Here is a 24,916-nt window from a genome sequence, read left to right as displayed (position 1 = left end):
ATCACCATTTGCTATATTTAGTATTTGGCTAAATATCCATTGTTTTTTGCAGGTCCAATAACGCGACCATCTTCTCACCGACATTCACTAACCCTGCGATAAATTCAGCATTCTCTGAGCCGCTAAAGTTAGGCACCGTCTTCGCATCTTGCTCTACAATACTGTAAACATCAGATACGGCATCGACTACCATTCCCATAATCTTGCTATTTTGCTCAAAAATTACTTTCACTACGATCACCACTGTTAACGGTCCATAGTCAATCGTCGCTAAGCCAAACCGTAATCTAAGATCTAAAATAGGTACTATGGTGCCACGTAGATTAATCACCCCTTTTACATAATCTGGGGCATTCGGGATCTCGGTGATCTCCTCCCAACTACGAATTTCTTGAACAGTTAAAATATCAACACCGTATTCTTCATCAGCCATAATAAAGGTTAAAAACTGCTTAACTCCTTGGCCCTGTTCAAGCATTATTTTGTTATTTAATTCGCTGTGCGCAGAGATCATGAAGCCTCCAAGTTAGCTTGCGATTCAATAATCAATTCTTGGCTACCGGGTTTTCTTAATCCTGATAATTTAATTAAGCCGCTGATATCGACAATCAACGAAACCCGACCATCCCCTAATATAGTGGCACCTGACACGCCATCTACTTTTTGGTAATTAGCTTCTAAACTTTTAATCACTACTTGTTGCTGTGACAATAAATCATCAACTAACAAACCAATTTTTTGATTATCGCTTTCAACTACCACTAACAAGGTTTTATCAAGCGCTTCTATCGCACCTTGATGATTGAAAATACTGTATAAACGCAAGATAGGAATGTATTCATCACGCAGTCTAAGTACGTCTAAGTCTTTACCCACTCGACTGACTTTATTGATATCAATTTGTAATGATTCAACAATAGATATTAATGGAATAATATAGGTGTGCTTTGCAACCCTCACTAACTGACCATCTAAAATAGCCAGAGTAAGTGGCAAGCGAATAGTAAAGGTAGACCCAACACCTGCAGCAGATGACACTTCAACCGAGCCATTAAGTGATTGGATATTACGCCTGACCACATCCATACCAACACCACGTCCGGATATGTCACTTACCTCATCTGCGGTTGAAAAACCGGGCATAAAAATGAGCTCATTAATTTCATCATCATCTAACTCATCAGCTTCGCTTACGAGCCCATTAGCAACCGCTTTTTGTTTAATCTTTACAGTATTAAGGCCTTGTCCGTCATCCATGATCTCTATAACAATATTGCCACCTTGGTGAAATGCATTAAGTGTGACTGTACCGACTGGGTCTTTACCTGCAGCAAGGCGCTGTTCAACCGTTTCTAGCCCATGATCCAGCGAATTTCGTACTAAGTGCACCATAGGATCTGATATTTTTTCCATTACGGTTTTATCAAGCTCGGTCTGTTCACCTAACAGTTTTAGCTCAACTTGCTTATTCAGTTTTTGCGAAATATCTCGCACCAAACGCGGAAAACGACTAAATACAAAGCTGATTGGCAGCATTCGGATACGCATTACATTTTCTTGTAAATCACGAGTGTTATGGGCCAATTGCGCTAAGCCTTCCTGCAAAGAGGCGATAGTCGCTTCGGTGATCTCTTGTTGACCAATTTGGCTCAACATGGCTTGAGTGATAACCAGCTCTCCAACCATATTGATCAATGAATCAACTTTATCTATGCCTACTCTGATTGAAGTAGATTCTGCAGCTGGAGTGCTTGCTTTGACCGCAGTGCCTTTTTTTATTGGTTTAACCGCAGCAACATTGACAACTGCAGGGGCTGAAGTTGAATTAGAGTTTTCCTCAATTACATCAGGTGTTGTAATTTGCGCATCATCATCAGCAAATAACCCTCCACACAACGCGATGGTAATATCAGCATCATCTTCAACCCACTCAAATATTTCTCGAATCGCACTCTCATCTTTTGCTGTGTTTAAAAAGAATCGCCAAGATAAAAAACAATCGTCGGGACTTAAATCAGCAATGTCAGGGATCTCATTATTGAAAGCTTGAGTCTCTAAATCGCCCAATTCAGCCAACTCACTGATCATATAAAGTGGCTCATTGCCTGTTTTAAATAAATGATGATGTGGTTTAAAATCAATCTGATAGGTGTTTAGCGCAAGTTGAGCGGGGCTAGCAGTGACTTCCAGTTTATTTTGTTCGGCTTGGTTTACTCCTAAAATCTGTTCAAACTTAATTCTCAGTGCAATTGCTTCTTCTAAATTAGGTTCTTGCTCTGCTTGTAAGCCACGAAGTAACTCCCGCAAGCAATCAACAGATTTAAGTAATAGGTTAACATGCTCTGCGGTAAGCTCTCGTTTCCCCTCACGAATTTGATCTAATAGGGTTTCTAGCACATGAGTAAAGTCAGACACAGAGTTAAAACCAAATGTACCACTGCCGCCTTTGATAGAATGCGCAGCACGAAAAATGGTATTGATTGTTTCTAAATCTTCTTCGCCAGGTACTAAGTTTAATAACTCAGCTTCCATCGCATCTAAGCCTTCAAAACTTTCCTCAAAGAAGACTTCAAAAAATTGACTTAAATCTATACTCATACCCCGTCCCCTAGATTAGCGAATTACTTTTTTTAAAACCGCTAATAACTGTTCAGGATTAAAAGGTTTAACTATCCAGCCTGTTGCACCAGCAGCTTTCCCTTCTACTTTTTTGTCCATACCTGATTCTGTTGTTAGCATTAGCAATGGCGTAAATTTATAGTTTGGTAAGGTGCGTAACTCCCTGATCAAAGTAATACCATCCATCACTGGCATGTTTACATCTGAAATAACAGCATCAAAACCTTGTTGTTTTGCGATGCTAAGTGCTTCACTTCCGTCCTTTGCCTCAGTGACATCAAAACCCGCCTTTTTCAGTGTAAAACTCACCATTTGACGCATTGATGCCGAATCATCCACGGCTAAAATTCTTTTCATATGAACCCCTTAATCTACATTTTCAAGTATCAGATATTCACTTAGGCCTAAGCGACTAATGGCATTTTTTAAAGGCTCACTTTGCCCAACCCAAATAATTTTGTGATGGACGCACAGCAAGTGCTTTTGCAGAGCACACAATAGTTGAATAGAGGCAGTATCTACGCGTACAACTTCACTAATGTCTAAACAAACATCATCATTGCGGTGTAATTCTTGTAATAAATCTTGGTGTAAGTTTTCAACTTGGGTGATTGCTAGTTCAGCGGGAAGCTTCATCATATTGTTCGCACTTTCCATGTTTAACCAATTCATAACAAAAGCTTAGACTGAGTTAGTAAAAATGCCATAAATGCGTTGAAAAAAGAGTGAAATTATTTACAGGGGGGATAAAAGAAAAACAAAAAAGGAGCTCATCGCTCCTCGAAAAGAATTAAAGTATACTTATGCTATTAATAATGATCCGCAATCTGTTTAAACTCAGTTATTAATAATTTAGCATTAATTAACGGCACACTGCCTTGTTTAAATTCAGGTTTAAATATGGCTCTTACCGCTCCTTGAGGGTCAACCATCGCAATTGAAGCACTATGGTCAACGGCATATTCTTGCTCATCACTATTGCTAATTGCGTAAATTAAACCTAGCTCTCTAACTAGTGGGAATAAATCTTTATGCTCCCCTGAGACCGCTAAAAAATCAGGATTAAAATAATCAATGTAGGCTTTACGTTTAGCGACTGTATCGCGTTTTGGATCGACCGCTAAAAACCAAATTTGTAATGGGTATTCATCTTTCAACGCTTTATAAACACCATTGAGTTTAGCTAATGTCAGAGGGCAAATATCTGGGCAACTGGTATAACCTAAAAACACTAAATTCCATTGACCTTGCAATGTTTGCTTAGTTACTGGCTGAGCATTTTGATCTTGTAAAGTAAAATCACTCAAAGGTTTGGCTTGTTCATATACCAAAGCTTCAACGTCAGGCATAGCGCTGTCACTACAAGCTGTTAACAGCAATAAACTTAACGCCAACCACACTCTCCCCCCACGCTTAACTGCTAAGCTATTCATATAACGAACCATTTATCTATAAATAAGGCGACAAAGAGTATCATTAAATGAATAATTGAAAAACGGAATAAATCCATTGCTTTATCGTCATTCCCCGCTATTTTTAGTTTTACCGCTTTATAGATGAAAATCCCATTAAGTAATGTCGCAGCAATTAAATAAATGAGCCCCGACATACCAATTAAATAAGGCAATACACATACCAAAGCCAATAAAATAGAGTATGCAACTACACAGGTTTTACAAAAATCAATACCATGAGTGACTGGCAACATGGGGATCTTAGCGCGTTCGTAATCACTTTTGCGAGCAATTGCCAGCGCCCAAAAGTGCGGCGGAGTCCAAGTAAATATGATCATCACTAATAACCAAGGAGCAGCTGCCATATGGCCAGTTTCAGATACCCACCCTAACAACGGCGGCATGGCCCCTGCTAGTCCTCCTATAACAATATTTTGTGGCGTTGCACGCTTTAAAAAGGAGGTATAAATAAACGCATAACCAACTAACGCAAATAAGGTTAATACAGCGGTTAAAGTATTAGCCCAGATCATCAACATAATGAAACCACTCACCCCAATAACAGCGGCAAAACTTAAAGCATGCAGTTTAGATAACCGCCCCTTCGCCACTGGCCGATGGCGTGTACGTGCCATTTTGCTATCTATTTCGCTATCAACCACATGATTGATCACCGCAGCTGCTGCGGATAACAAGCCAATCCCCAGTAAACTAATAAACTGTACGCCAATACCACGACCAACATCGGGTGCCAGCGCTAAACCAACCCATGCTGTTAATACCAACATCGCGACTACTTTAAATTTACTGATCGCTAAATAATCATTTATTAAGCCGCTAATTTGGCTAGGTGCTAACTTTGTTATTGCTATTAATGGTGTCATAACTGCCCCTATGTACGTGCTTTTAAGTAAAAACATAAACGAACGACTGTTAACAATAGTATGGCAGCCATTAAATTATGTGCCAGCGCAACGCCGAGCGGGAAATGCCAGTGCACAACCGCCAAGCCCAAACAAATTTGACACAGCAACGCGACCAATACGGAGACTGTACAATGCTTTATTTTTCTCGACACAGCACGGCTATAAATGCGCCACATGATCAGCGCTAATACTACACAGGTAACTAACGCCCACATTCGATGTAATAAATGGATCGACATTCTAGCCTGCTGTGAAAGTACACCATATTCATAAGTACTTTGCTCTAATGGCAACTGAAATACACTACTCAATGAAAACGGCTGTCCGTAACTACACAATGGCAAGCCATTGCAGTGCGGCGCCGCATAATTAGCAGCAAGCCAACCGCCTAGCGCTATTTGCAATACCAACACCACTAATGCGACTAGACTAAGTTTAAAGTAACGCCGAGCTGGGGCGTCGCCGCCAAAAATTGGTTTTGCCGTTAGCCGTAAATACAATAATGTAACCAATGATAAAATACTAAATCCACCTAATAAGTGCCCCAATACAATCAGCGGCTGTAAATTCATGGTGACGGTCCACATCCCTAAAGCCGCTTGAAACACCACCAGTATTAGTAATAGTAAGGGTAATTTAATTGGCGTGGTTGGATATTGACGTTTTAATAAAGCCAATATAAATAACGCTAAAATAAGTAAACCTAACGTGCCGGCAAAATAGCGATGGATCATTTCTTTCCACGCTTTAGCGGTTTCGAACATCATATCTGGGTAGGTTTGCTCTACATGGGCTAAATCAGCCTCATGCTTGGGTACCGTCAAAAAGCCATAGCAACCGGGCCAATCCGGACAACCCAATCCGGCATCACTCAAGCGCGTATAAGCCCCTAAGCCAACAACTAAGATCGATAACATAAAAGTGGCTAATACCAAATGTTTATAGTTTTTATACATAATTGGCACTCCTTAAATTAGCTAGAACGCGAATAGTTAAGTAATTTTTTTAAATCTTTTAACAGTCCTTTTTGAGTCAAACGGTTTTGCTGTGGCTCACTATGGTAAGGATACTGCAAGACCACTAAGCCCATATGATCAATTAGATATAAACTAGCTGGTTGCAGTACATCAACCTCAGGTAACTGACGCCATGGCAGCTCTTTTTGCTGTGTCTGGCCAAGGATGGCTACATCGACTTTACCTTGATTTTTACCAAGAGCGATGTAGAGGTTCTCTAGTGCTTGTAACTGCTGTGCACAAGCTTGTTGGCATTGTGCTGGGTGATTTAAAGCAATAGTCCATTGTTTATGCTCCGTTTTTTTCCAATCTTGTAGTTTTATTTCCTGTTTTAAAAATTCCCCTTTATTACTCGATGCACTAGGTATCCACTCAAGCTTTAACGCCAAATACGCCAGTATTAAAGGCACTAAACAACAGCCAATAAATATTAATAACGGATTGTTTTTCATTGTAATTCCTTCTTTTTAAAAGCAAATACAGCAATAACAAGGCAGGCAATCGCAATCAATAACCATTGCACTGCGTAGGCTTGATGTTTTTCGGGGCTCATCACCACAGCTTGGTAATGCGGCGCAGCAATCTCATCCGCGATACCTTGCCGATAACCAATAAAGTCAATCATGTCGCGACCTGTTTGCTGTGAAAACAATGCTAAATCGATAATTTGTACGCGCTTGGGCCATGCTGTATCCGTCTTGTGTTGTGCATCTTGCAAAGTAAAGCCACTGAGCTTTCCTTGCTTTAATTGCACGGTCATTGCCAAAGGAGTCGATGGTAGGTTTATACTAGGGAGTTGCTGGCGAGTAAGTGGTGCTTTAACCCAACCCAAATTCACCAACAGAGTTTGCTTACTTTGCTGTAAACGCAGCAAGGTAAGTACATCGTAGCCAACCTGACCTTGGTAAACTTGATTATCTAACAACCAATATTGCTGCGTATCTAGCACTCCAGAGATACTTATCTGCAAGCCCGTTTTATTCCAATCACTAGGCAGTTGCTGCATTTGCTGCCAGCTCATTACTCCCTGACTTTGCAGGGCTGCTATTTGTGTTAATTGCTCAGTTTTACTTTCAGCTCGCTGTAATTGCCAATACCCTAGGCGTAAACATACCAATACCACAATGGTTACCACGCAAATGGTAATAATTGAGCTAAGCTTTTGTTTACGCCATAAAATTAACTGCATAAAGGTGACCCAGTGATTATTAAAATTATTATCGTACTGTTGCTACTATTTATACTTTTTAACTTGTTCCGTGCCTTATTTATTATGGTATCGGGTAAAACAGATGGACGGCCTATGTCTCACTATTTAGGCCGTCGTGTGCTGTTTTCTGTTATCGTCTTAGTGGTTGTTATTGCAGCCCTTAAACTAGGTTTCATCCACAGTAACTCATCACCAATTGATAAAGTTACAGCACATATACAAACACAAATAAACACAACCACACCACATCAACAAAATGCCAATACCAAGCTGCGGCTTGAAACGCAAAATGTTTATCTGGGCTAAAGTGGCCCTTTAAAATACGGATCAGCATGACTAATAATAAAATAGTTCCTAAGGTCACATGCATGCCATGAAAGCCGGTTAGTAAAAAGAAAGTATTGCCATATACGCCAGCATCTAAGGTCAGTCCTAAATCCTGATAAGCATGCATATACTCTACGACTTGCAGCCCTAAAAAACAGACCCCTAATACGATTGTCAGTGCCATAAATACTTTTAATGGCCCACGCTTATTGTTCTCCATGCCTACATGAGCAAAATGTAAGGTAACCGACGAGGTTAGTAATATTAATGTGTTGATCAGCGGCAATCCCTGCCAACCCATAGCCTGTGTCGTACTACCACCGGGTGTAGTAACTAATGGCCAGATTGCTTCAAAAGTAGGCCACAGTACCTCATTGGTCATGGCATTATTTCCGGCGCCGCCAAGCCAAGGCACAGAGATCATCCGGGCATAAAAAAGGGCACCGAAAAAAGCCATAAAAAACATTACTTCAGAGAAAATAAACCAGCTCATACCTTGACGAAACGAGCGATCCATTTGTGCTGAATATAAGCCTTGATCAGACTCCTCAATGACATTTTTAAACCAGCGAAATAGCATAAACAGCAACACACCAATTCCTGCGTAAAGTACATAATGGCCAGCACCACCGCCGCTGCTTGCTTGCATTACAGTAAGACCTGCACCAACAGCAATAAAAAACATCGCAAATGCGCCAACTATTGGCCACGGACTTTGCGCGGGAACATAATATTTTTCGTAATTTTTATCCATTTTGTTTGCTCCTAATTAGCTATTAGCTTGGCAACCTAATTACTAGCCACTATCTGCCCGCTAATATCAAACACGGTATAAGACAAAGTTAACTCTTCAACATCTTCAGGTAATTGCGTATCAACATAAAAAAGCAGTTTAAATTCCACTTCTTCACCTGCTTTCAAAAGTTGTTGATCAAAACAAAAGCAAGCCATTTTATGCAAATACTTAGCTGCTTTGCCTGGAGACACCGACGGTACAGCTTGCATGACTTTATCTTCATTACTGGTATTTTTTGCTCTAAACAGCACTTCGCGCATAGCTCCGGGCTTTACTACCACACTATACTCATGTGATTGCACCTCAAATGGCGCTCCACTTTGCGCATGAGTTGTGAAGCTTACGTCGATTTCTCGTGCCTCATTAACACTCGTACTTTGCTTTGCTTGCTCTAACGAAGGCTTACCATTAAGGCCTGTTACATCACAAAAAACGTCGTACAACGGCACCAAAGCAAACGCAAAAGCGAACATGCCAAGACATATTAAAACTAAGCGCTTAAGCAGTGGTGCATGACTCATTACTTAATCTCCGGTGGCGTTTCAAAAGTATGATAAGGCGCAGGAGATGCCACCTCCCATTCCAAACCCTCAGCACCATCCCACACTTTGGCGGGCACTTTATCGCCGCCTCGTGCACACTTAAATACTACAACCACAAATAACAATTGTGATAAACCAAAAGCAAAGCCACCAATACTAATAATCGCGTTAAAGTCTGCAAATTGCAGTGCGTAGTCAGGAATCCGGCGCGGCATACCGGCCAAACCAACAAAGTGCATAGGGAAAAACAATACATTCACGCTCACTAACGACAACCAAAAATGCCATTTAGCCAAGGTGATATTGAACATATTTCCCGTCCATTTTGGCAGCCAATAATACGCCCCGGCCATAATTGAAAATATCGCCCCAGTCACTAACACATAATGAAAATGCGCCACCACAAAATAAGTATCATGGTATTGAAAATCAGCAGGAGTAATCGCCAGCATCAACCCAGAGAAACCACCTAAAGTGAATAACACAATAAACGCAATACTAAATAACATAGGCACTTCAAAACTAATCGAACCACGCCACATGGTGGCTACCCAGTTAAATACTTTGACCCCAGTTGGCACCGATATCAGCATAGTGGCATACATAAAAAATAATTCGCCAGCGACAGGCATACCTGTGGTAAACATATGATGCGCCCAAACTATAAAGCTCAGTAAAGCAATCGAAGATGTGGCATATACCATAGAGGCATAACCAAATAATTTTTTACGTGAAAAGGTCGGCACTATAGTCGAGATAATGCCAAAGGCTGGCAGAATCATAATGTACACTTCAGGGTGACCAAAAAACCAAAATATGTGCTGGAACATCACCGGATCACCGCCCCCAGCAGCATCAAAAAAGCTGGTTGCAAAATACTTATCAGTCAATACCATAGTCACAGCACCGGCCAATACCGGCATCACAGCAATCAATAAAAAAGCGGTGATAAGCCATGTCCACACAAACAGCGGCAGCTTCATCCAAGTCATACCTGGCGCACGTAAATTAACGATAGTTACAATCACATTGATTGCGCCCATAATTGAACTAATACCCATGATGTGAATAGCAAAAACAAATAATGCGGTATTATCGTTACTGTAAGTTGTTGACAGTGGTGCATAAAAAGTCCAGCCAAATGCCGGGCCACCACCTGGCATAAATAGGGATGCCAGTAAAATAATAAAAGCAAAAGGTAAAATCCAAAAGCTCCAATTATTCATCCGTGGTAATGCCATATCTGGTGCGCCAATCATGAGTGGTACCATCCAGTTAGCCAATCCTGTAAAGGCCGGCATAACGGCACCAAAGACCATGATCAAGCCATGTACTGTGGTCATTTGATTAAAAAAGTGAGGCTCTACTAACTGTAAGCCAGGTTGAAATAACTCTGCGCGGATCACCATCGCCATGGCGCCACCAATTAAAAACATCGTCAACGAAAAAATTAAATATAAGCTTCCGATATCTTTATGGTTAGTAGTATAAAGCCAGCGTTTAAAACCTTTCGCAGGATGATGATGTCCATCATGGTGTGCAGCTTGATCATGTTGTTGCTCTGTTACGCTACTCATTATTTAGCCTCCGAAGTTGCATCAATCGCGGCTTGTATCTGACTCGGTTGAATTACATCCCCAGTGTCATTGCCCCATGCATTACGCTTATAGGTGATCACAGCTGCTAGCTGCTTGATTGATAACTGCTTGTCAAATGCTTGCATAGCGGTACCTGGGCGACCATGAAGCACGACATCAATATGATCTTTAATATCTCCTAATACTACCGGACTGCCTTTGAGCGCAGGGAAAACCCCCGGTAAGCCCATACCTGTTGGTTGGTGACACGCAGCGCAACTGGCCATATAGACTTGCTCGCCGAGTGTCATTAATTCTTCTTTTGGTAATGTTTGATCTAATAAGGCAGCATCAGCAATTGCAGCGTTTGCTTTTGCCTGCTTAGCTTCGCTCAGCCAGTTTGCAAATGCTTGCTCAGATTTAGCTTCAACCACCACAGGCATAAAGCCATGATCCTTTCCGCATAGTTCTGCACATTGCCCTCGATAAATGCCCTCTTCATTAATTCTGGTCCAAGTTTCATTGATAAACCCAGGGTTAGCATCTTTTTTCACTGCAAAATCAGGCACCCACCAAGAATGAATAACGTCGTCTGAGGTCATTAAAAATCGTACTTTTTGATTAATTGGCAACACCAAAGGTTTATCAACTTCAAGCAGGTAATTAGGGTTTTTATTTGCAAGATTAGTTATTTCATCTTGAGGTGTAGCAAGCATTGAATAAAACTCAACATCTTCACCCATGTACTCATAATGCCATTTCCATTGAGAACCAGTAATTTTAATGGTGAGATCAGCTTTACTAGCATCTTCCATTGCAATCAAAGTTTTTGTCGCAGGAATTGCCATACCAATTAAAATCACAAACGGGATTGCCGTCCAAAGGATTTCAACTTTAGTACTTTCATGAAATTGGGCTGGTTTTGCCCCTTTAGATTTACGGTGGTGGATCAGTGCCCAAAACATCACGGCGAACACGATGACCCCAATCACACAACATATAATAAATATTGTCATGTGCAGCTGATAAACATCATTACTTATATCTGTTACGCCCTTACGCATATTAAACTGGCTATTAGCCAATACTTGCTGCGGTAGAACAAACAATATAAGCCACAAGGTAGAGCTCAATTTACCCATGTGACGGCTCCTTTAAATGCTATTGCAAAACGCAAAGCGAAAAGGCGGCACAGCTTTATTCGCGCCAATTCGTTATTTTTTATTGTTACTGAATATTAACGCAACCCTAAATTATGCTATTGAGCAAAATTGTTAGACTTTTAAAGTAGCTGTTAACACAGTGTATTAACCAATTAGTTAAAAAATGAACAATTAGCAAGTTTTAAGAGCAATTAAATTCTTTTTTGGTGCATAAATAACAGCTAAAAATCAGCGCGTTATTTTGTAATTAGGGATAATATTAGAGGGCTAAAAGTAGCTGGTAAGTAGATTTGATAGGGCTTAGGACGCTATAGCTAAGTATAAAATCTAGCCATTAAAGCGGTAAAAAATTAAATGCACCAAACTTCACCAATTTGGTGCAAAATATAGATCAAAAAATTTACATCCAATCAGCGTTGCGGATCACCCCAACAGCCAACCCTTCAATATTGAAAGATTCATGTTCAAGATCCACTTCAATCGGTGAAAATTCATCATTTTCAGCATGTAAAAAAACTTTTTTACCTGCTTTTTCAAGGCGTTTTACTGTTACATCGTCATCAACACGGGCAACCACCACCTGGCCATTTTCAGCAACTTGAGTGCTGTGTACAGCCAATAAATCGCCATCCATAATACCAATGTCTTTCATACTCATGCCTTGCACACGCAGTAAAAAATCAGCAGCCGGTTTAAACAAGAGTGGATCTATTTTGCAATGACTTTCAACATGCTGCTCTGCCAAAATAGGCTCACCAGCGGCAACTCTGCCTATTAGAGGTAAACCAAGTTGTTCCGGCTCATCCTCTTCAACTAACTGAATACCTCGACTGGCACCGGGCTTCATTTTAATAACGCCCTTTTTCGCTAATGCCTTTAAATGTTCTTCCGCTGCATTAGCACTTTTAAAACCTAACGTTTGCGCAATCTCAGCACGGGTTGGCGGCATACCGGTATCTTTAATAAAAACTTTAATAAGTTCGAGAATTTGAGCTTGGCGATTCGTTAATGGGCGCATACAACTGGTTTTCCATACAGTACATTTAACTGTGAGTATATACAGTTATCTGAAAATCGCAAATATAAATTGGCTTAAAATCGCGCCGTTAATAACAAGCTCATACTATTTAAACCACTTCCAGAATCAAGCGCAGATCCAAGACCAAACTTTAATGCTACATGTTGATTAAACCAATATTGCGTTTGCAGTTCATAGTTGTCTTTTAGATTTTTCTGATTACGAATATTAGCAACGACTCCCACTGACCATGCTTGATTTACATAATAAACCGCCTGCCCCTGCACATAACGATAACGCCCTGCCAATTGCTTTAGCTCTAAATCCCAACCTTGATTGCTAACTATATTTGTCCAACGAACATAAGGAGCATAAGTCCATTCAACCGCGACTCTTTCATTATCTTTGCCAAACCACATATCATGGCGCTCTAAGCGACTGTAATATATATTGAACCCTAGTTGTAACTGCTCATTCATTTGCTTACCAACAGCGGCACTCACTAAATAATCAGTATTTTGCCAATAGCTATTATCCTCACAGAGGCGCTGCGCGCTGGCACTAATAACTAATCCTGCGGGACCATAGATGGCAGCATCGGCATTTAAATAGCTAAAATCATCATTAGCAAACCCACCAATAGCATAATTATTGACTTGATTTAAATACGCTTTTAGCTCGTATGGACCAGTCAACGATTCAAGATCTTGCGCAAAATATCGATACCGTGCGCCTAAAAAAGATTCATCTAAACCAGCTAAATCGGTAAAACCAATATCGAGTTGATGTTGGGTACTAGCAACAGCCTGCGGCTGAGCAACAAGGCTCATTAATAATATTGCACCACATCCAAATACCTTTACTTTCATCCTTAAGATCCATTAACAGTTAGATAATATAGGTACATTTTATCTATTTTTATGATCTTAACTGTAGGAAAATGTTTAAAAGTGTAGACTGATTTAGTAAATAACTTAGTGAGGCAGGCAGATGAGTATTTGGTATCAACCGATCACCCTAGCACAATGTAAGCAACTTGATGACGGCATAAGTGGTCAAGGCACATTGATGAAAACCATGGGCATTGAAATAAGTGAAATAGGCGATGATTATTTAGTAGCAACGATGCCCGCGATCCCAGCTCATCATAACCCTATGGGTATGGTGCATGGCGGCGCAAATGTTGTACTTGCAGAAACGGTGGCGAGTTATGCTGCAAACTTTGCTGTTGATTTTACAAAGTTTTATTGTGTTGGCCAGGAGATCAATGCCAATCATCTAAAAGCATCACGTAATGGTATATTAACCGCGATAGCAACACCACTACACTTAGGCAAGCGTACATCCGTATGGGAAATAAAAATCACCAATAGTCGTGGAGAACTGTGCTGCGTATCAAGAATGACCGCAGCAATTGTAGAGCGAAAAGGCTAACTTGAAAGTGGATAAATTGTAATTTCAATACCTGCGCCAATAGCAGAAATACGCAATAAAGTATCGGCACTGAGCGCTTGATTAAAGCATTTTGGCGAAGTGCCTGATTCAAAGCCAATATCAAAGGTGCGCTTTGAGCATGATAACCACTGCTTTAATGCATTGCGTGAGCAAGATTCAATTAACTCACATAAGTGGTTAATCGCTTTATCTGGTGAGATAACGTCTTCATTAGACTCAATACGTGCTAGTTGACGGTACTCATCTTTATCGTAATGCAAAACCACAGCACTTTTTTTTAAGTCTGCAACTAACAAACTAATATCTTGCTTTGATTCAAGCTCTAGATCTACATTTAAAAATTGAATTTCCGACATTGTTTCATTTTTACCCTGCGTTAATAACAACGCAAACTTTAACCTAATTTTGCGTATATACCAAATCTAGAGTAGCTAGTTTTATTTTGTTGATGCGACAATTTGCCACATTGGCAAACTCAATATAATTTATAGAATACCGCACTAATAACAAACAGGTAGTCACTATGGATAAACGCATTTTTAAACATGCGCGTAAGTTTCACAAATGGTTAGGTTACTTATTAGCGCTACAAATTTTTGCATGGTTACTCGGTGGTTTAATTATGAGTGCTATACCGCTTGAAAAAGTTCACGGTAAACATTTAGCTGCGCGGCAATTAAATAACCCATTCAAACAAGCTGATTATCTAGCCTCAGTTGATAATATCGTTGCAAAAATTACTCAACCAAGACAAATTAGTTATAGTCACTTTTTAACAATCCCTACCATTATTGTGAGCAACAGTAACGGTGAGTACAGCTTTAACGGAGTTACTGGCCGTCCTTTGGTAGCACCGAGTAAAGCGCAAATTATTGCCAATGCCCAAGCTCATCTATTAATTAATGCGCAAGTAACAGACGTGATCAAACTAGCTAAAGGTACTCGCGAAGTTGGCTTTAAAGAAAATATTTGGCAAGTAAATTTTGACGATACGTTTAACACCACACTATATTTATCCGCTGATAGCGGCCAAGTTATTACTGTTCGCAGCACAATTTGGCGAATTTTCGATTTTTTCTGGATGTTACACATAATGGACTATGAGCAACGTGAAGATTTTAATAACCCATTATTAATAAGTTTTGCAGCCAGTAGCGTATTGTTTTGTTTAACTGGCTTTATTTTATTACTACAGAATATCCGTTTTAGAAAACGTACTTCCCGTCGCCCAAGTAGCTAACCTTACCTTAGAGATGAGTTAAAATTCCCACTACATCACACAGTTAAGCGATTTACTTTTTGAATAATCGCTCTAAACTAGCGCTTCCTGTAGTTCACTAAAGTGATTGGATATGCCGCATTTAATTATTGCGCTGGTATTGTGTTGTGTGAGTTTTAACCTTTATGCAGAACAATTCACCAGTTTTTACAGCGCAAAAAAACACCTCATCAAAACCCTTCCTGATAACGCCACCAGCCTCTATTGTGGCTGTAATATTAAACGCCAAGGTAAAAAACTGGTGCCCGACCCAAATGCATGTGGTTATGTGCCTCGCAATGCGGTTACTCGTTCAGGCAAACCAAATGCGCGCGCAACTCGGATTGAGTGGGAACATATTGTGTCTGCATGGGAATTTGGTCACCAGCTACAATGCTGGCAAGATGGCGGCCGAAAAAATTGCATTAAAGTCAGTGCGCAATTTCGGAAAATGGAAGCTGATATAAATAATCTCGCTCCGGCAATTGGTGAAATAAACGCAGACCGATCTAATTACAGCTTTGGCATGATTGCAGGTAATGCAAGCCAATATGGTCGCTGCCAGGTAAAGGTAGATTTTAAACAGCGTGTGGTAGAGCCGCCCTTTTATGCACGAAAACGCATTGCCGATGCTTATTTTTATATGCAAAAAACCTATGGTTTAAAAATTTCCGACAAGCAACAAAAATTATTTACCGCATGGCAAAACCAAGCTTTAGCAGCGAAAAATAGCAATGCTGTACTTTAAGTAGCCAAAACCATAAAAAAGGCGCATTTCGCGCCTTTTCACTTAAAACCTGCATTTAGTTTCGTCATTAAATATCTTGATGTGGGCCAAACACCTCGTAGTGAATACGCTCAGCAGCGACTCCTAATACGAGTAATTGCTGTTTAATTGCAGCCATAAACCCCGTTGGGCCACAGATGTAGAAATCACCTTCTTCAAGCGGTAGCTGCTCAGCAACAGCGCTGACATTCATCAATCCAGTAAACTCAGCTCCCTCGCCACCTTGATTAAACCAAGTGTAGTAATTTAATCGAGTATGCGCCGCGGCTTGCTCCGCCAAAAACTGACTAAATGAATGCTGCAGGATATTTTCACAGGCGTGTAAATAGGTGACCGCTTGATTCGATGTATCACATAATAATGTTTGTAACATTGCCAGCATCGGTGTTTGACCAACGCCCGCAGAAATTAATACCACAGGTTTTTTATTTGCGCGTAAAAAGAAGTCTCCAGCCGGTGGATAAAGCTCCACAACGCTGCCCACATCAAGTGAGTGCAAATAATTAGATACAATCCCCGCTGCTGGCAATAACTCTTTTTTCACGCTAATACGGTAATTTTCACCATTACTTTGCTGAGAAATAGAGTATTGGCGTATCTCACTATACTGTGTATAAGCTGGTTTTACTTTGATACCTAAATACTGCCCTGGTTTATGAGTCATTACCGCTTTACCATCGACTGGCACTAAAGTAAAACTGGTTACTAACTCTGATTCAGGCTGTTTTTTAGCAATAACAAATGCTCTAGTACCCGACCAGCCACCGTGGTTATTTTTACTGTGCTCGTATAGCGCCGCTTCTTCGGTAATACAAATATCAGCAAGTAGTGCGTAAGCCTCACGCCATGCATATTCAACTTCAGCTGTAAATTGCTCAGGGAGCAATTCTTTTAAAGTGCCAATCAGATGTCCGCCAACTATTGGATAATGCTCAGGTAAAATATGCATGCTGGTATGCTTATGATTAATGCGTGCCAGCGCCTCTTTTAATACGGCTAAATTATCAATATTTTGAGCATACGCAGCCAAGGCATTAAATAATGCAAATTGCTGACGGCCACTACGTTGATTGGCCATATTAAAAATATCCTGCAGCTCAGGGTTATGACTAAACAGCCGGTTATAAAAATGCTCCGTGACAACGGTGCCCGCCTGCGCCAATAAAGGCGCTGTGCTTTTTACTATTTCAATGGTTTTATCAGATAACATACAACTTCCTTTAACCACGACGCCCATCAACACGACGCCGCGTTAAAATAGGAATACAGTGGAATAAGAACAATAAAAATGCCACGATCCACAGTACAGCACTCAGCTGCCATGCGATGTGTGGCCCAATAACAACAGGTAATAACGAACGAATAATTGCTGCAATAAACACTAAAGCAAACGCCACAGCCATAAAGTGAGGAATAGTTAAAGGGCGGCCAGTATGACCATGAGATACCCGCGTCATCATCGCTAAGATCATCATGCCAATCGTACCTATAGTGATCATATGCAGCGCGTCTTTAAACAAAATAACCGAGCTGTAAAAACTCAGCGCAAGCAATACTAAACCAAGCCCAAGAGCTAGATAAGAGAAGTGCAACGACCATAACAGTGGTACTTTGAGTATTTGATTATTCCACCACAACAATGAGCGACTTAAATGCACTACAGCAACAACAGCCAATGCCCAACCAGGATTAACGCTTGCTATAAATAATTGGCTGATAAAATAAAGCGCGACAGCAAACAATGAGCTGTAAAGCAGCACTTTATCTAAACGAGGAGTACGCACTTGCTCCGCTAAACCAAGACCACGAGCAGTAAAAAAAGGTAATACCCGCCCAGCCACCACACCGACAAGTAAGGTCATTACTAGTACTGCGGTATCGGCGACTGCCAATGCAAGTAGCATGTTTTGTTGTATTGCTAAGCATAAATAAATAATATTGAGCACACACAATGCGCTTAGCATCGGTAAAAATTGGTAGTTATTTTTATTGCCAGCTTTAAGGAGCATATTAGCCAGCGCCATAACTGCACCTAACCACCAAAGCAATTGGAACAATAACACCGCATATAAACTAAAGTTTTCAATACCTGCACTGGTAATAAAAAACGCAACACGAGCTGCTAGCCACACTAGGGTTAGCAACATCAATTTACGACCATTAATACTCGCAACCCCGCTCCAAGTTTGTGCTGCGGTTAATAAAAACCCCACAGCTACAGCGCCTGCAAAGCCAAACATCATTTCATGGGCATGCCAAAGTGTTGCTGGCATAGTCAATTGCCATCTGGCATGGCCTGTTAAAATGAGTAACCAATAACTAATCGACAAAACGGCCAATAAGCCAGCTCCTAAAAAGTAGGGCCGAAATGCTAACATCCATAACGGCCATTGACTGACTTGATAAAAACGCACTTTTTTGGGCATTGGTTCGGTTAAATTGATTGCTCGCATCAGCGTATTAGACTCATCTATCTAGGTATTTATAACACGCTATTGCACAAGCCGAGCCAAGATTTAAACTGCTTATTATTCAAGATATTAACTATTTTGCTATTGACAAAAAAGTCTTTATGACTCACCTTTAAATAAGATAAAAACACATTTGAGTCATTTTGACATGGTAGATAAACAAAGCTTACTTAATGTCGCCCTTGTGCTTGCTAAAGTGAGCGACCAAAAGCAGCCTTTTCAGCAGTTAATTCAGTGTATCAAACAAGTAATACCCAGTGACGCTATTGCACTGCTTACCTTACAAGGAGATGTGTTAAAACCACAAGCTATTCATGGACTGACGCCTGACACCCTAGGACGACGCTTTGTAATAAACGAGCATCCACGTTTACATGCCATTTGCAACGCTAAGCAACCATTACAGTTTGCCCATGATTGCCCAATTCCTGATCCGTACGACGGTTTACTATCGAGCAAAACTGGCGATATCCCTGTTCATGCTTGCTTAGGCATCCCCCTACTTGATAGCGAAGATAACTTACTAGGGGTGATCACCCTCGACAGTCTCGATGCAAATGCATTCGACAGTTTTGACCTTGAGCTATTTACTCAACTAGGTACGCTTTGCACCGCGCATTTGCAAACTGTATTAAAACTGCAGCAATATCAAAACCACGCGCAACATAGTAGCGCTTTAGTGCAAGAGCTAAACCGCGAAGCGCTTACCCGCGATGGTGCAGAGATCATCGGCCAAAGCACCGCCATGCAAGCCCTTCGAAGCGATATAAAACTAGTGGCGGCTTCTGAGTTTAGTGTCTTGATCCAAGGTGATACCGGGGTAGGTAAAGAGCTAGTAGCACGCAATATCCATCTTCATTCAAAGCGTAGCGAAATGCCGTTAATTCACTTAAATTGTGCATCATTACCAGAGAATCTCGCCGAAAGTGAATTTTTTGGCCACGCCAAAGGCGCATTTACCGGCGCCCATAATGCACGTCAAGGCAAGTTTCAGCTGGCTGATGGTGGCACCTTATTTTTAGATGAAATTGGTGAACTACCACTTGCCATGCAAAGTAAACTATTGCGCGTCTTACAAAGTGGTGAAATCCAAACGGTTGGCGAAGATGAAGTAAAATACGTCGATGTAAGGGTTATTGCGGCTACAAACAGGCATTTAAAAAACGAAGTCGCTCAAGGGCGTTTTCGAGCCGATTTATATCATCGGTTAAGTGTTTACCCGCTCAACGTTGCGCCACTTAAACAACGCGAAAACGATGTAATTTTACTTGCAGGTTACTTTGTTGAAAGAACAGCCCGTAAGCTAGCTATCAAACAACTCAAACTCAGCGTCGAAACGCAACTACTACTCACTCAATATGACTGGCCGGGAAATGTGCGAGAACTTGAGCATGTGATCAGCCGTGCAGCATTAAAAGCCAAACAAAGCCAGTGGCAGCAAGCAATAATTACTATTGAACCTGCTCATTGTGAACTTAACCTAAGTACAAATAACCCAACGCCTGTCGCATTAACAACTGCCGATAACAATAACATAAATAAACAAAATTTCTCGCTCAAACAAGCAACGGATACATTTACTCAGCATTTAATCAGCCAACAGCTAGAACAACATAATTACAACTGGGCCAGTGCAGCACGAACATTAAAAGTTGATCGCGCTAACTTAGTGCGATTAGCCAAACGTCTTGGTATTACAGTAAAAAAATCTATTTAATGTGTATTTTATTCACCCAAACTTGGCTATAGTACCAACTGGTGTAAAACCACAATAAACATCTAAACAGGAGATATTTGATGATTGTATTAAACCCCCTTGCTGGGCAAGTAAGTGCTTAATTTTATTTTTTAATATTAAGTTTTGCCCGGCCATTAGCCGGGGCGCTGTTGATAGCTAAAATTTAACAGCAAACCCCTTTGTTATTTTTACTCTTTGCAGTAATGGGGTTATATGAATACTAATTTAAGTTTAAGCCAACTGGGTTGGCGCGCATTTTTCCAACAACAACTTACGCTCAATGATTTAGAGCACACACTGATTGCACGGATCATTACCTACCATCGCGACCACTTTGTTGTACAGAGTGAGCAGGGTTGCCACAAGGTATTGGTAAATTCAGATCATCCCCCCTTAACTGTGGGTGACTGGATATTACTTACGCAACACAACGAACACTGGCTGTTTACCCGATTGCTTGAGCGCTTAACATTGCTCAGTCGCAAAAGTGCGGGAAGTAAATTAAGTGAACAGCTTATTGGCGCTAATATTGATACTTTGTTTATTGTCAGCTCGCATAATCAAGATTTCAATCTAAGCCGCTTTGAACGCTACTTAGCGTTAGCGTATCAAAGTGAGTGTTTACCCGTTGTTGTACTGACCAAACGCGATCAATGTGCAGAACCAGAGCAACATATAGCACAACTAACAGCGCTTGATAATCACTTAACCGTGCTGTCTGTTAATGCATTAGAGCGTGGCAGTGTTGAGCAATTAATGCCATGGTGCGGCAAAGGTCAAACATTAGCTTTTGTTGGGTCTTCGGGTGTAGGTAAATCCAGCTTAGTTAATAGCTTATGTGAACAGCAGCTAAGTGACACTGGTGCAATTCGTGAGGACGACAGCAAAGGTCGCCACACCACGACTCATCGAGCATTGCATGTTCTTAACGTAGGAGCGCTGTTACTCGATACTCCCGGCATACGAGAGCTGCAACTAAGTGACTGTCAACAAGGTGTAGAGCTTACTTTTAACGATATAAGTGAACTGGCGCAGCAGTGTCGATTTGCCGATTGTAGTCATCAGCTAGAACCCGGTTGTCAGGTGCTAGCTGCGTTACAAAAAGGCTTATTAACGCAGCGGCGTATCACTAATTATCAAAAACTGTTAAAAGAGCAGCAACGCAATACTCAGAGCCTTGCGCAATTACGTAGCCAAGATAGAAGCTTAGGTCGGTTTTATCGTAACGTACAAGCAGACATGCGTAATTTAAAAGGACGTTAATTAATTTTTCTCAGTCGTTAAACAAAACGTGGCTAAATACTGTTTAGCCACGTTTTTGCTGATAGAAAGATTAACCAGCTAAATTACGCGAGCTTATGCTCCTTAAAATACGCTTTTAAAAGCTGACTGAACGCCTGTACCTTAGCTGTTCGGTGCACTAAGTGATGGGTTACTAGCCATAAATCCGTTGGCCAACTCAGTTCATCCGCTAGTATTGGTACTAAATCAGCATACTGCGCCGCCACGTCATGCTGCATCCCGCCAATTCCCAAGCCTTTAACAATCGCACGGGTTGCCTCTGAGGTTTCAGACACGCGTAATTTCACTTGTGAAGTTGGTATATTTTCATCAACCCAAACAAAATAAGGCACTTTGCCATTATAGCCGGCCACCCCCGAAACAAAATTATGCAACGGCAATTGCTTAATACTTTTTGGCACGCCATGCTTATCAATATAACGCTTTGATGCATAAAATCCTGACGACAAATGCGCCAAATGCTGGGCGATATAATCACCTTCATCAGGACGGGGACCTGCGCGAACCGCTATATGTGCTTGGCCGTGGTCAAGACGTAAACGCTTTTGATCTAATATAACTTCCAGCTGCACCTGTGGATGTAAACTTTGAAATTGTTCACACACATCACTCAGTACATCAATAAAACCACTGACCGTTGTAAGCAATAAACTACCACGCAAAGTACTATCTGCGGCAATAATATCATTGTGTAAGCGTTCAAGTTCACTATTAATAGACTGCGCTGCTGTAAAGAGTTTAGCGCCAATCTCAGTTACTTTATAACCCCGGGCATGACGATGAAATAAACGTGCATTTAAACTTTGCTCAAGGTTATTAATGCGCCTAAGTACCGTACTGTGATGAACGTTGAGCTTTTCAGCCGCCGCTGTTAACGTTCCTAACCGCGCAACTTCATAGGCTACTTTTACATCTTGCCAGTCATCAAATTGAATCGCCATACCTGCCCTTAACCTTAAGTGTGCGTATATGCACATAAGTTTTGCGTTTATTTGGCTTTTCTGCAAGTAAATATTTGCTAAAGTAGTTAACAGGCAAACCCAACTACGTTATTGAAGGCGACCACCATGACAGCACCAAAAATTATTGCCTTAGCAGGCAGCTTACGTAAAGACAGCTTTAACCAAAAATTGATCAATGAAGCAGCCCGCTTTGCATTAGAAAGCGGTGCAGAAGTTGAAGTAATTAAACTGGCAGATCTAAACTTACCCATGTTTGACGAAGACGTTGAAGCGCAAGGCACACCAGTAGGCGCTCAGTTATTAAAAGACAAACTACGCGCTGCAGATGGCATCTTACTTGCCAGCCCTGAATATAACGGTTCAATTACCGCGGTACTAAAAAATGCCATTGATTGGGCATCACGTACTGAGCAAGGCGCAGTTCCAGCATTTCGTAACAAGGTAACGGCTTTATACGCCTCATCACCGGGAGGCTTAGGTGGCTTGCGTGGTCTAAATCACGTTCGCGATATTTTATCGGGTATCGGCAGCTTGGTATTGGCAGATCAACTTGCCGTACCTGCAATTCACACTTTGCTTGATGAAAATGGCCGCATTAGTGACCCTGTGACAGCAGAACGAATTGCAGGCCTTGCTCAGCAGCTCGTCAGCGTTGCCAGCAAATTAAATAAATAAACCGCTTAAGAAAGCTTTGTCGCTGCTAACTTGGCAGCGATAAAATCCTCATGCGCGACATACAACAAGTTAGAAACACGGCGAATTACATACTCTTCTTGCGGATCTAACTCACCATCGGCATACGCTAAGCGCCATAGCAGCTCTATAATTTCAATGCGTTGCTCTGCGCTGCATTGATCATTAATTTGTTTAGAAAACTGAAAGTAATCAATCGCGTCATCCAAACTTTTTCCTGCGCTTTGCATTAGCTCACTAACGTCTTCATCACTCAAATTAAAATACTTTTTTAAAGTCAGAGATAACGTTTTCAATTCATCGTCTTGCTGCTCGCGATCAGCACGCATTACTTCAATCAATAATGCCGCTACAGCCGTTTTCAAATCATGCTCTTGCAGCTGAGCTGGTTGCTCATCAAAAGCTGAAAATAGTTGTTTTATTTGTTTGAACATCACATTTTCCCTTTTTGGGTGTTAGACTTACAGCATAACTCGTTGCATCACTGTAATTAAATAGTGCGCTCAATACAATAATGGAGTTAAAGGTTTATGAAAGGAAAAACAGCAAATAGGCTAGTAATTATCAGTGCACTGGCACTATTAATAGGCAGTAATGCGGTATTAGCAGATAAAGGTGAAACCGAAAAACTCTATGACTTCGATGAAAAAGTCCATTATTACCAAACAAAATTAGACGCAAATAACTATCATCTAGAAATTCAATCTGACGACTATCAGCACTTTAAAAATCAAAGTGTATTTTTATTGCGCCATGCTGACCGTTTATGCCGTGGTAATCCGTTTATGCTAAAAGTGACTGATGGTGTACAAGAGTATGATCGTTTCCCAACCAAACCCCGCGCCTATCAGCCACCTTTAACGGTATTACTACAATGTGAGACAAAGCCCAGCAAAGACTAATCTTTAGTCTTTATAACCCCAAGGCGCTGGCGGTGGTGTAATTGGTTTTGTTAAATCAAAATCAACGCGAAACTCGCGGCCTTGGCGAATTAAACGATAAGTAAACTTTTCAGGGTAAATATACATCTGCCATGTATTACCGATAGATTGTGGAATACTTTGGCTAACAAACAATTCTTTTGAATACTGATCCGCAGGGAACGACTGCACGTTAGCAAACCCAGCATCAACAGTATGACCACCGTACATAGTCGATACATCATCAGTTCCATCTTGATGGCGATGATCATGTTTTAAACTCAAACCACTACCGGTTTTGGTAATGATCCACGTACGTGATGCATCATCACCTACATGAAACGGAATTTGTAACTCACTATCAGTACATTTACGAACATGCATGACTAGTTTTTTGCCTGCAAACGAGCTAGGACCAGTGGCATTATCAACCGTTACTTTACCCTCAAAAGCTTTACCACAATAGGCGGCAATATTATCAAAAAAGTCATCATGTGTTGGGATAGATACTAAAGGCGCAGGGCGAGCAAACGCCGCCGTAGATGCCAGCAATAAAGTTGCCGCAGTTAATAATTTCATAGCATGTTCCTAAAAGTATAAAGTTGCAGCTTAGCCTGTTAATAAATACAAAGGAAGTAATCGCGGTGAATGGTGGTCCAGCGGTGAGTAAGCTAAAAAAGTT

At 41.0% G+C, this 24,916-nt stretch carries 29 protein-coding genes; 8 read left to right on the top strand and 21 right to left on the bottom strand.

Going from position 1 to position 24,916, the window contains the following annotated elements:
* Positions 1-28: 28 nt before the first annotated feature.
* The 9 genes from FW757_RS04190 to FW757_RS04150 form a co-directional block, all read right to left on the bottom strand.
* Entirely contained in the window at positions 29-514 is a 486-nt protein-coding gene (locus FW757_RS04190) for a chemotaxis protein CheW (protein ID WP_149980428.1), read from the bottom strand.
* Positions 511-2,598: a chemotaxis protein CheA gene (locus tag FW757_RS04185; protein WP_182718549.1), complete on the bottom strand. Its 2,088-nt coding sequence runs from the start codon at positions 2,596-2,598 to the stop codon at positions 511-513. The genes FW757_RS04190 and FW757_RS04185 overlap by 4 nt, the downstream gene beginning before the upstream one ends.
* Positions 2,599-2,613: 15 nt before the next feature.
* On the bottom strand, positions 2,614-2,976 hold the full coding sequence (locus FW757_RS04180) for a response regulator (RefSeq protein WP_145237813.1): 363 nt from the start codon (positions 2,974-2,976) through the stop codon (positions 2,614-2,616).
* A gap of 9 nt (positions 2,977-2,985) precedes the next feature.
* Positions 2,986-3,258, bottom strand: coding sequence for an STAS domain-containing protein (locus FW757_RS04175; RefSeq protein ID WP_149980677.1), 273 nt, complete (start codon positions 3,256-3,258; stop codon positions 2,986-2,988).
* Between the two features lie 170 nt (positions 3,259-3,428).
* Positions 3,429-4,052, bottom strand: a complete 624-nt coding sequence (locus FW757_RS04170) for an SCO family protein (RefSeq protein WP_182718548.1) — start codon at positions 4,050-4,052, stop codon at positions 3,429-3,431.
* Positions 4,049-4,957, bottom strand: a complete 909-nt coding sequence (gene cyoE / locus FW757_RS04165) for a heme o synthase (protein ID WP_182718547.1) — start codon at positions 4,955-4,957, stop codon at positions 4,049-4,051. The genes FW757_RS04170 and cyoE overlap by 4 nt, the downstream gene beginning before the upstream one ends.
* Positions 4,958-4,965: 8 nt before the next feature.
* Positions 4,966-5,955: a COX15/CtaA family protein gene (locus tag FW757_RS04160; protein ID WP_145237805.1), complete on the bottom strand. Its 990-nt coding sequence runs from the start codon at positions 5,953-5,955 to the stop codon at positions 4,966-4,968.
* Between the two features lie 17 nt (positions 5,956-5,972).
* Positions 5,973-6,467 carry a transmembrane cytochrome oxidase associated protein gene (locus FW757_RS04155; RefSeq protein WP_182718545.1) on the bottom strand — a complete coding sequence of 165 codons (495 nt, stop codon included), beginning with the start codon at positions 6,465-6,467 and terminating at the stop codon, positions 5,973-5,975.
* Positions 6,464-7,204 carry an SURF1 family protein gene (locus FW757_RS04150; RefSeq protein ID WP_145237798.1) on the bottom strand — a complete coding sequence of 247 codons (741 nt, stop codon included), beginning with the start codon at positions 7,202-7,204 and terminating at the stop codon, positions 6,464-6,466. The genes FW757_RS04155 and FW757_RS04150 overlap by 4 nt, the downstream gene beginning before the upstream one ends.
* Before the next feature lie 12 nt (positions 7,205-7,216).
* On the opposite strand from FW757_RS04150, the gene FW757_RS04145 reads away from it, so the two are divergent.
* On the top strand, positions 7,217-7,531 hold the full coding sequence (locus FW757_RS04145; RefSeq protein WP_145237795.1) for a DUF2909 family protein: 315 nt from the start codon (positions 7,217-7,219) through the stop codon (positions 7,529-7,531).
* Here FW757_RS04145 and FW757_RS04140 read toward each other — a convergent pair.
* The 6 genes from FW757_RS04140 to FW757_RS04115 all read right to left on the bottom strand — a co-directional run bounded on the left by FW757_RS04140 (position 7,431) and on the right by FW757_RS04115 (position 13,517).
* Positions 7,431-8,306, bottom strand: a complete 876-nt coding sequence (locus FW757_RS04140; RefSeq protein WP_182718544.1) for a cytochrome c oxidase subunit 3 — start codon at positions 8,304-8,306, stop codon at positions 7,431-7,433. The two genes, FW757_RS04145 and FW757_RS04140, sit on opposite strands and share 101 nt — an antisense overlap.
* A gap of 35 nt (positions 8,307-8,341) precedes the next feature.
* Positions 8,342-8,869, bottom strand: coding sequence for a cytochrome c oxidase assembly protein (locus FW757_RS04135; RefSeq protein ID WP_182718543.1), 528 nt, complete (start codon positions 8,867-8,869; stop codon positions 8,342-8,344).
* Positions 8,869-10,467 (bottom strand): cytochrome c oxidase subunit I, encoded by a 1,599-nt coding sequence (gene ctaD / locus FW757_RS04130; protein WP_145237784.1) that lies wholly within the window; start codon positions 10,465-10,467, stop codon positions 8,869-8,871. Before ctaD ends, FW757_RS04135 begins: the two co-directional genes overlap by 1 nt.
* Positions 10,467-11,609: a cytochrome c oxidase subunit II gene (gene coxB / locus FW757_RS04125; protein ID WP_145237781.1), complete on the bottom strand. Its 1,143-nt coding sequence runs from the start codon at positions 11,607-11,609 to the stop codon at positions 10,467-10,469. Before coxB ends, ctaD begins: the two co-directional genes overlap by 1 nt.
* A gap of 421 nt (positions 11,610-12,030) precedes the next feature.
* Positions 12,031-12,648 (bottom strand): transcriptional repressor LexA, encoded by a 618-nt coding sequence (lexA, locus tag FW757_RS04120; RefSeq protein ID WP_145237778.1) that lies wholly within the window; start codon positions 12,646-12,648, stop codon positions 12,031-12,033.
* A gap of 74 nt (positions 12,649-12,722) precedes the next feature.
* Complete coding sequence (locus FW757_RS04115; RefSeq protein WP_182739926.1) at positions 12,723-13,517, bottom strand: hypothetical protein; 795 nt, start codon at positions 13,515-13,517, stop codon at positions 12,723-12,725.
* A gap of 121 nt (positions 13,518-13,638) precedes the next feature.
* Between FW757_RS04115 and FW757_RS04110 the strand changes: the two genes are divergently transcribed.
* The gene (locus FW757_RS04110; protein WP_149980420.1) at positions 13,639-14,082 is read left to right on the top strand and encodes a PaaI family thioesterase; all 444 of its coding nucleotides are present in this window, start codon (positions 13,639-13,641) and stop codon (positions 14,080-14,082) included.
* Here the strand turns inward: FW757_RS04110 and FW757_RS04105 are convergent.
* Positions 14,079-14,459, bottom strand: a complete 381-nt coding sequence (locus FW757_RS04105; RefSeq protein WP_145242456.1) for a hypothetical protein — start codon at positions 14,457-14,459, stop codon at positions 14,079-14,081. The genes FW757_RS04110 and FW757_RS04105 overlap by 4 nt on opposite strands.
* Before the next feature lie 167 nt (positions 14,460-14,626).
* Between FW757_RS04105 and FW757_RS04100 the strand changes: the two genes are divergently transcribed.
* Positions 14,627-15,343 (top strand): hypothetical protein, encoded by a 717-nt coding sequence (locus FW757_RS04100; protein WP_182794411.1) that lies wholly within the window; start codon positions 14,627-14,629, stop codon positions 15,341-15,343.
* Positions 15,344-15,455: 112 nt separating this feature from the next.
* Complete coding sequence (locus FW757_RS04095; RefSeq protein WP_145242452.1) at positions 15,456-16,109, top strand: endonuclease; 654 nt, start codon at positions 15,456-15,458, stop codon at positions 16,107-16,109.
* 67 nt (positions 16,110-16,176) lie between these two features.
* Here FW757_RS04095 and hmpA read toward each other — a convergent pair whose 3' ends face one another.
* Together hmpA and FW757_RS04085 are read right to left on the bottom strand one after the other, a co-directional pair.
* Positions 16,177-17,358 (bottom strand): NO-inducible flavohemoprotein, encoded by a 1,182-nt coding sequence (hmpA, locus tag FW757_RS04090; protein ID WP_182718539.1) that lies wholly within the window; start codon positions 17,356-17,358, stop codon positions 16,177-16,179.
* A gap of 10 nt (positions 17,359-17,368) precedes the next feature.
* The gene (locus FW757_RS04085) at positions 17,369-18,601 is read right to left on the bottom strand and encodes an NnrS family protein (RefSeq protein ID WP_446440894.1); all 1,233 of its coding nucleotides are present in this window, start codon (positions 18,599-18,601) and stop codon (positions 17,369-17,371) included.
* A gap of 166 nt (positions 18,602-18,767) precedes the next feature.
* On the opposite strand from FW757_RS04085, the gene norR reads away from it, so the two are divergent.
* Positions 18,768-20,336: a nitric oxide reductase transcriptional regulator NorR gene (norR, locus tag FW757_RS04080; RefSeq protein ID WP_182761244.1), complete on the top strand. Its 1,569-nt coding sequence runs from the start codon at positions 18,768-18,770 to the stop codon at positions 20,334-20,336.
* A 234-nt stretch (positions 20,337-20,570) separates the two neighbouring features.
* Positions 20,571-21,620 carry a ribosome small subunit-dependent GTPase A gene (gene rsgA / locus FW757_RS04075; RefSeq protein ID WP_149980415.1) on the top strand — a complete coding sequence of 350 codons (1,050 nt, stop codon included), beginning with the start codon at positions 20,571-20,573 and terminating at the stop codon, positions 21,618-21,620.
* Positions 21,621-21,703: 83 nt separating this feature from the next.
* Here the strand turns inward: rsgA and FW757_RS04070 are convergent, their stop codons facing one another.
* On the bottom strand, positions 21,704-22,600 hold the full coding sequence (locus FW757_RS04070) for a LysR family transcriptional regulator (RefSeq protein WP_182783889.1): 897 nt from the start codon (positions 22,598-22,600) through the stop codon (positions 21,704-21,706).
* 126 nt (positions 22,601-22,726) lie between these two features.
* Between FW757_RS04070 and FW757_RS04065 the strand changes: the two genes are divergently transcribed.
* On the top strand, positions 22,727-23,296 hold the full coding sequence (locus FW757_RS04065) for an NADPH-dependent FMN reductase (protein ID WP_145242441.1): 570 nt from the start codon (positions 22,727-22,729) through the stop codon (positions 23,294-23,296).
* Positions 23,297-23,301: 5 nt separating this feature from the next.
* Here the strand turns inward: FW757_RS04065 and FW757_RS04060 are convergent, their stop codons facing one another.
* Positions 23,302-23,748: a tellurite resistance TerB family protein gene (locus tag FW757_RS04060; protein WP_145242439.1), complete on the bottom strand. Its 447-nt coding sequence runs from the start codon at positions 23,746-23,748 to the stop codon at positions 23,302-23,304.
* Between the two features lie 96 nt (positions 23,749-23,844).
* Here FW757_RS04060 and FW757_RS04055 point away from each other — a divergent pair, with 96 nt between their 5' ends.
* Positions 23,845-24,216, top strand: coding sequence for a hypothetical protein (locus tag FW757_RS04055; protein WP_182718534.1), 372 nt, complete (start codon positions 23,845-23,847; stop codon positions 24,214-24,216).
* Positions 24,217-24,219: 3 nt separating this feature from the next.
* Here FW757_RS04055 and FW757_RS04050 read toward each other — a convergent pair whose 3' ends face one another.
* Positions 24,220-24,813 (bottom strand): hypothetical protein, encoded by a 594-nt coding sequence (locus FW757_RS04050; RefSeq protein ID WP_182739931.1) that lies wholly within the window; start codon positions 24,811-24,813, stop codon positions 24,220-24,222.
* Positions 24,814-24,916: the final 103 nt, after the last annotated feature.

This window comes from Pseudoalteromonas sp. 1181_04 (genome assembly GCF_052850545.1).
Note: the sequence above shows the minus strand (reverse complement) of the source record. Positions and strands in the feature narration are given on the sequence as shown.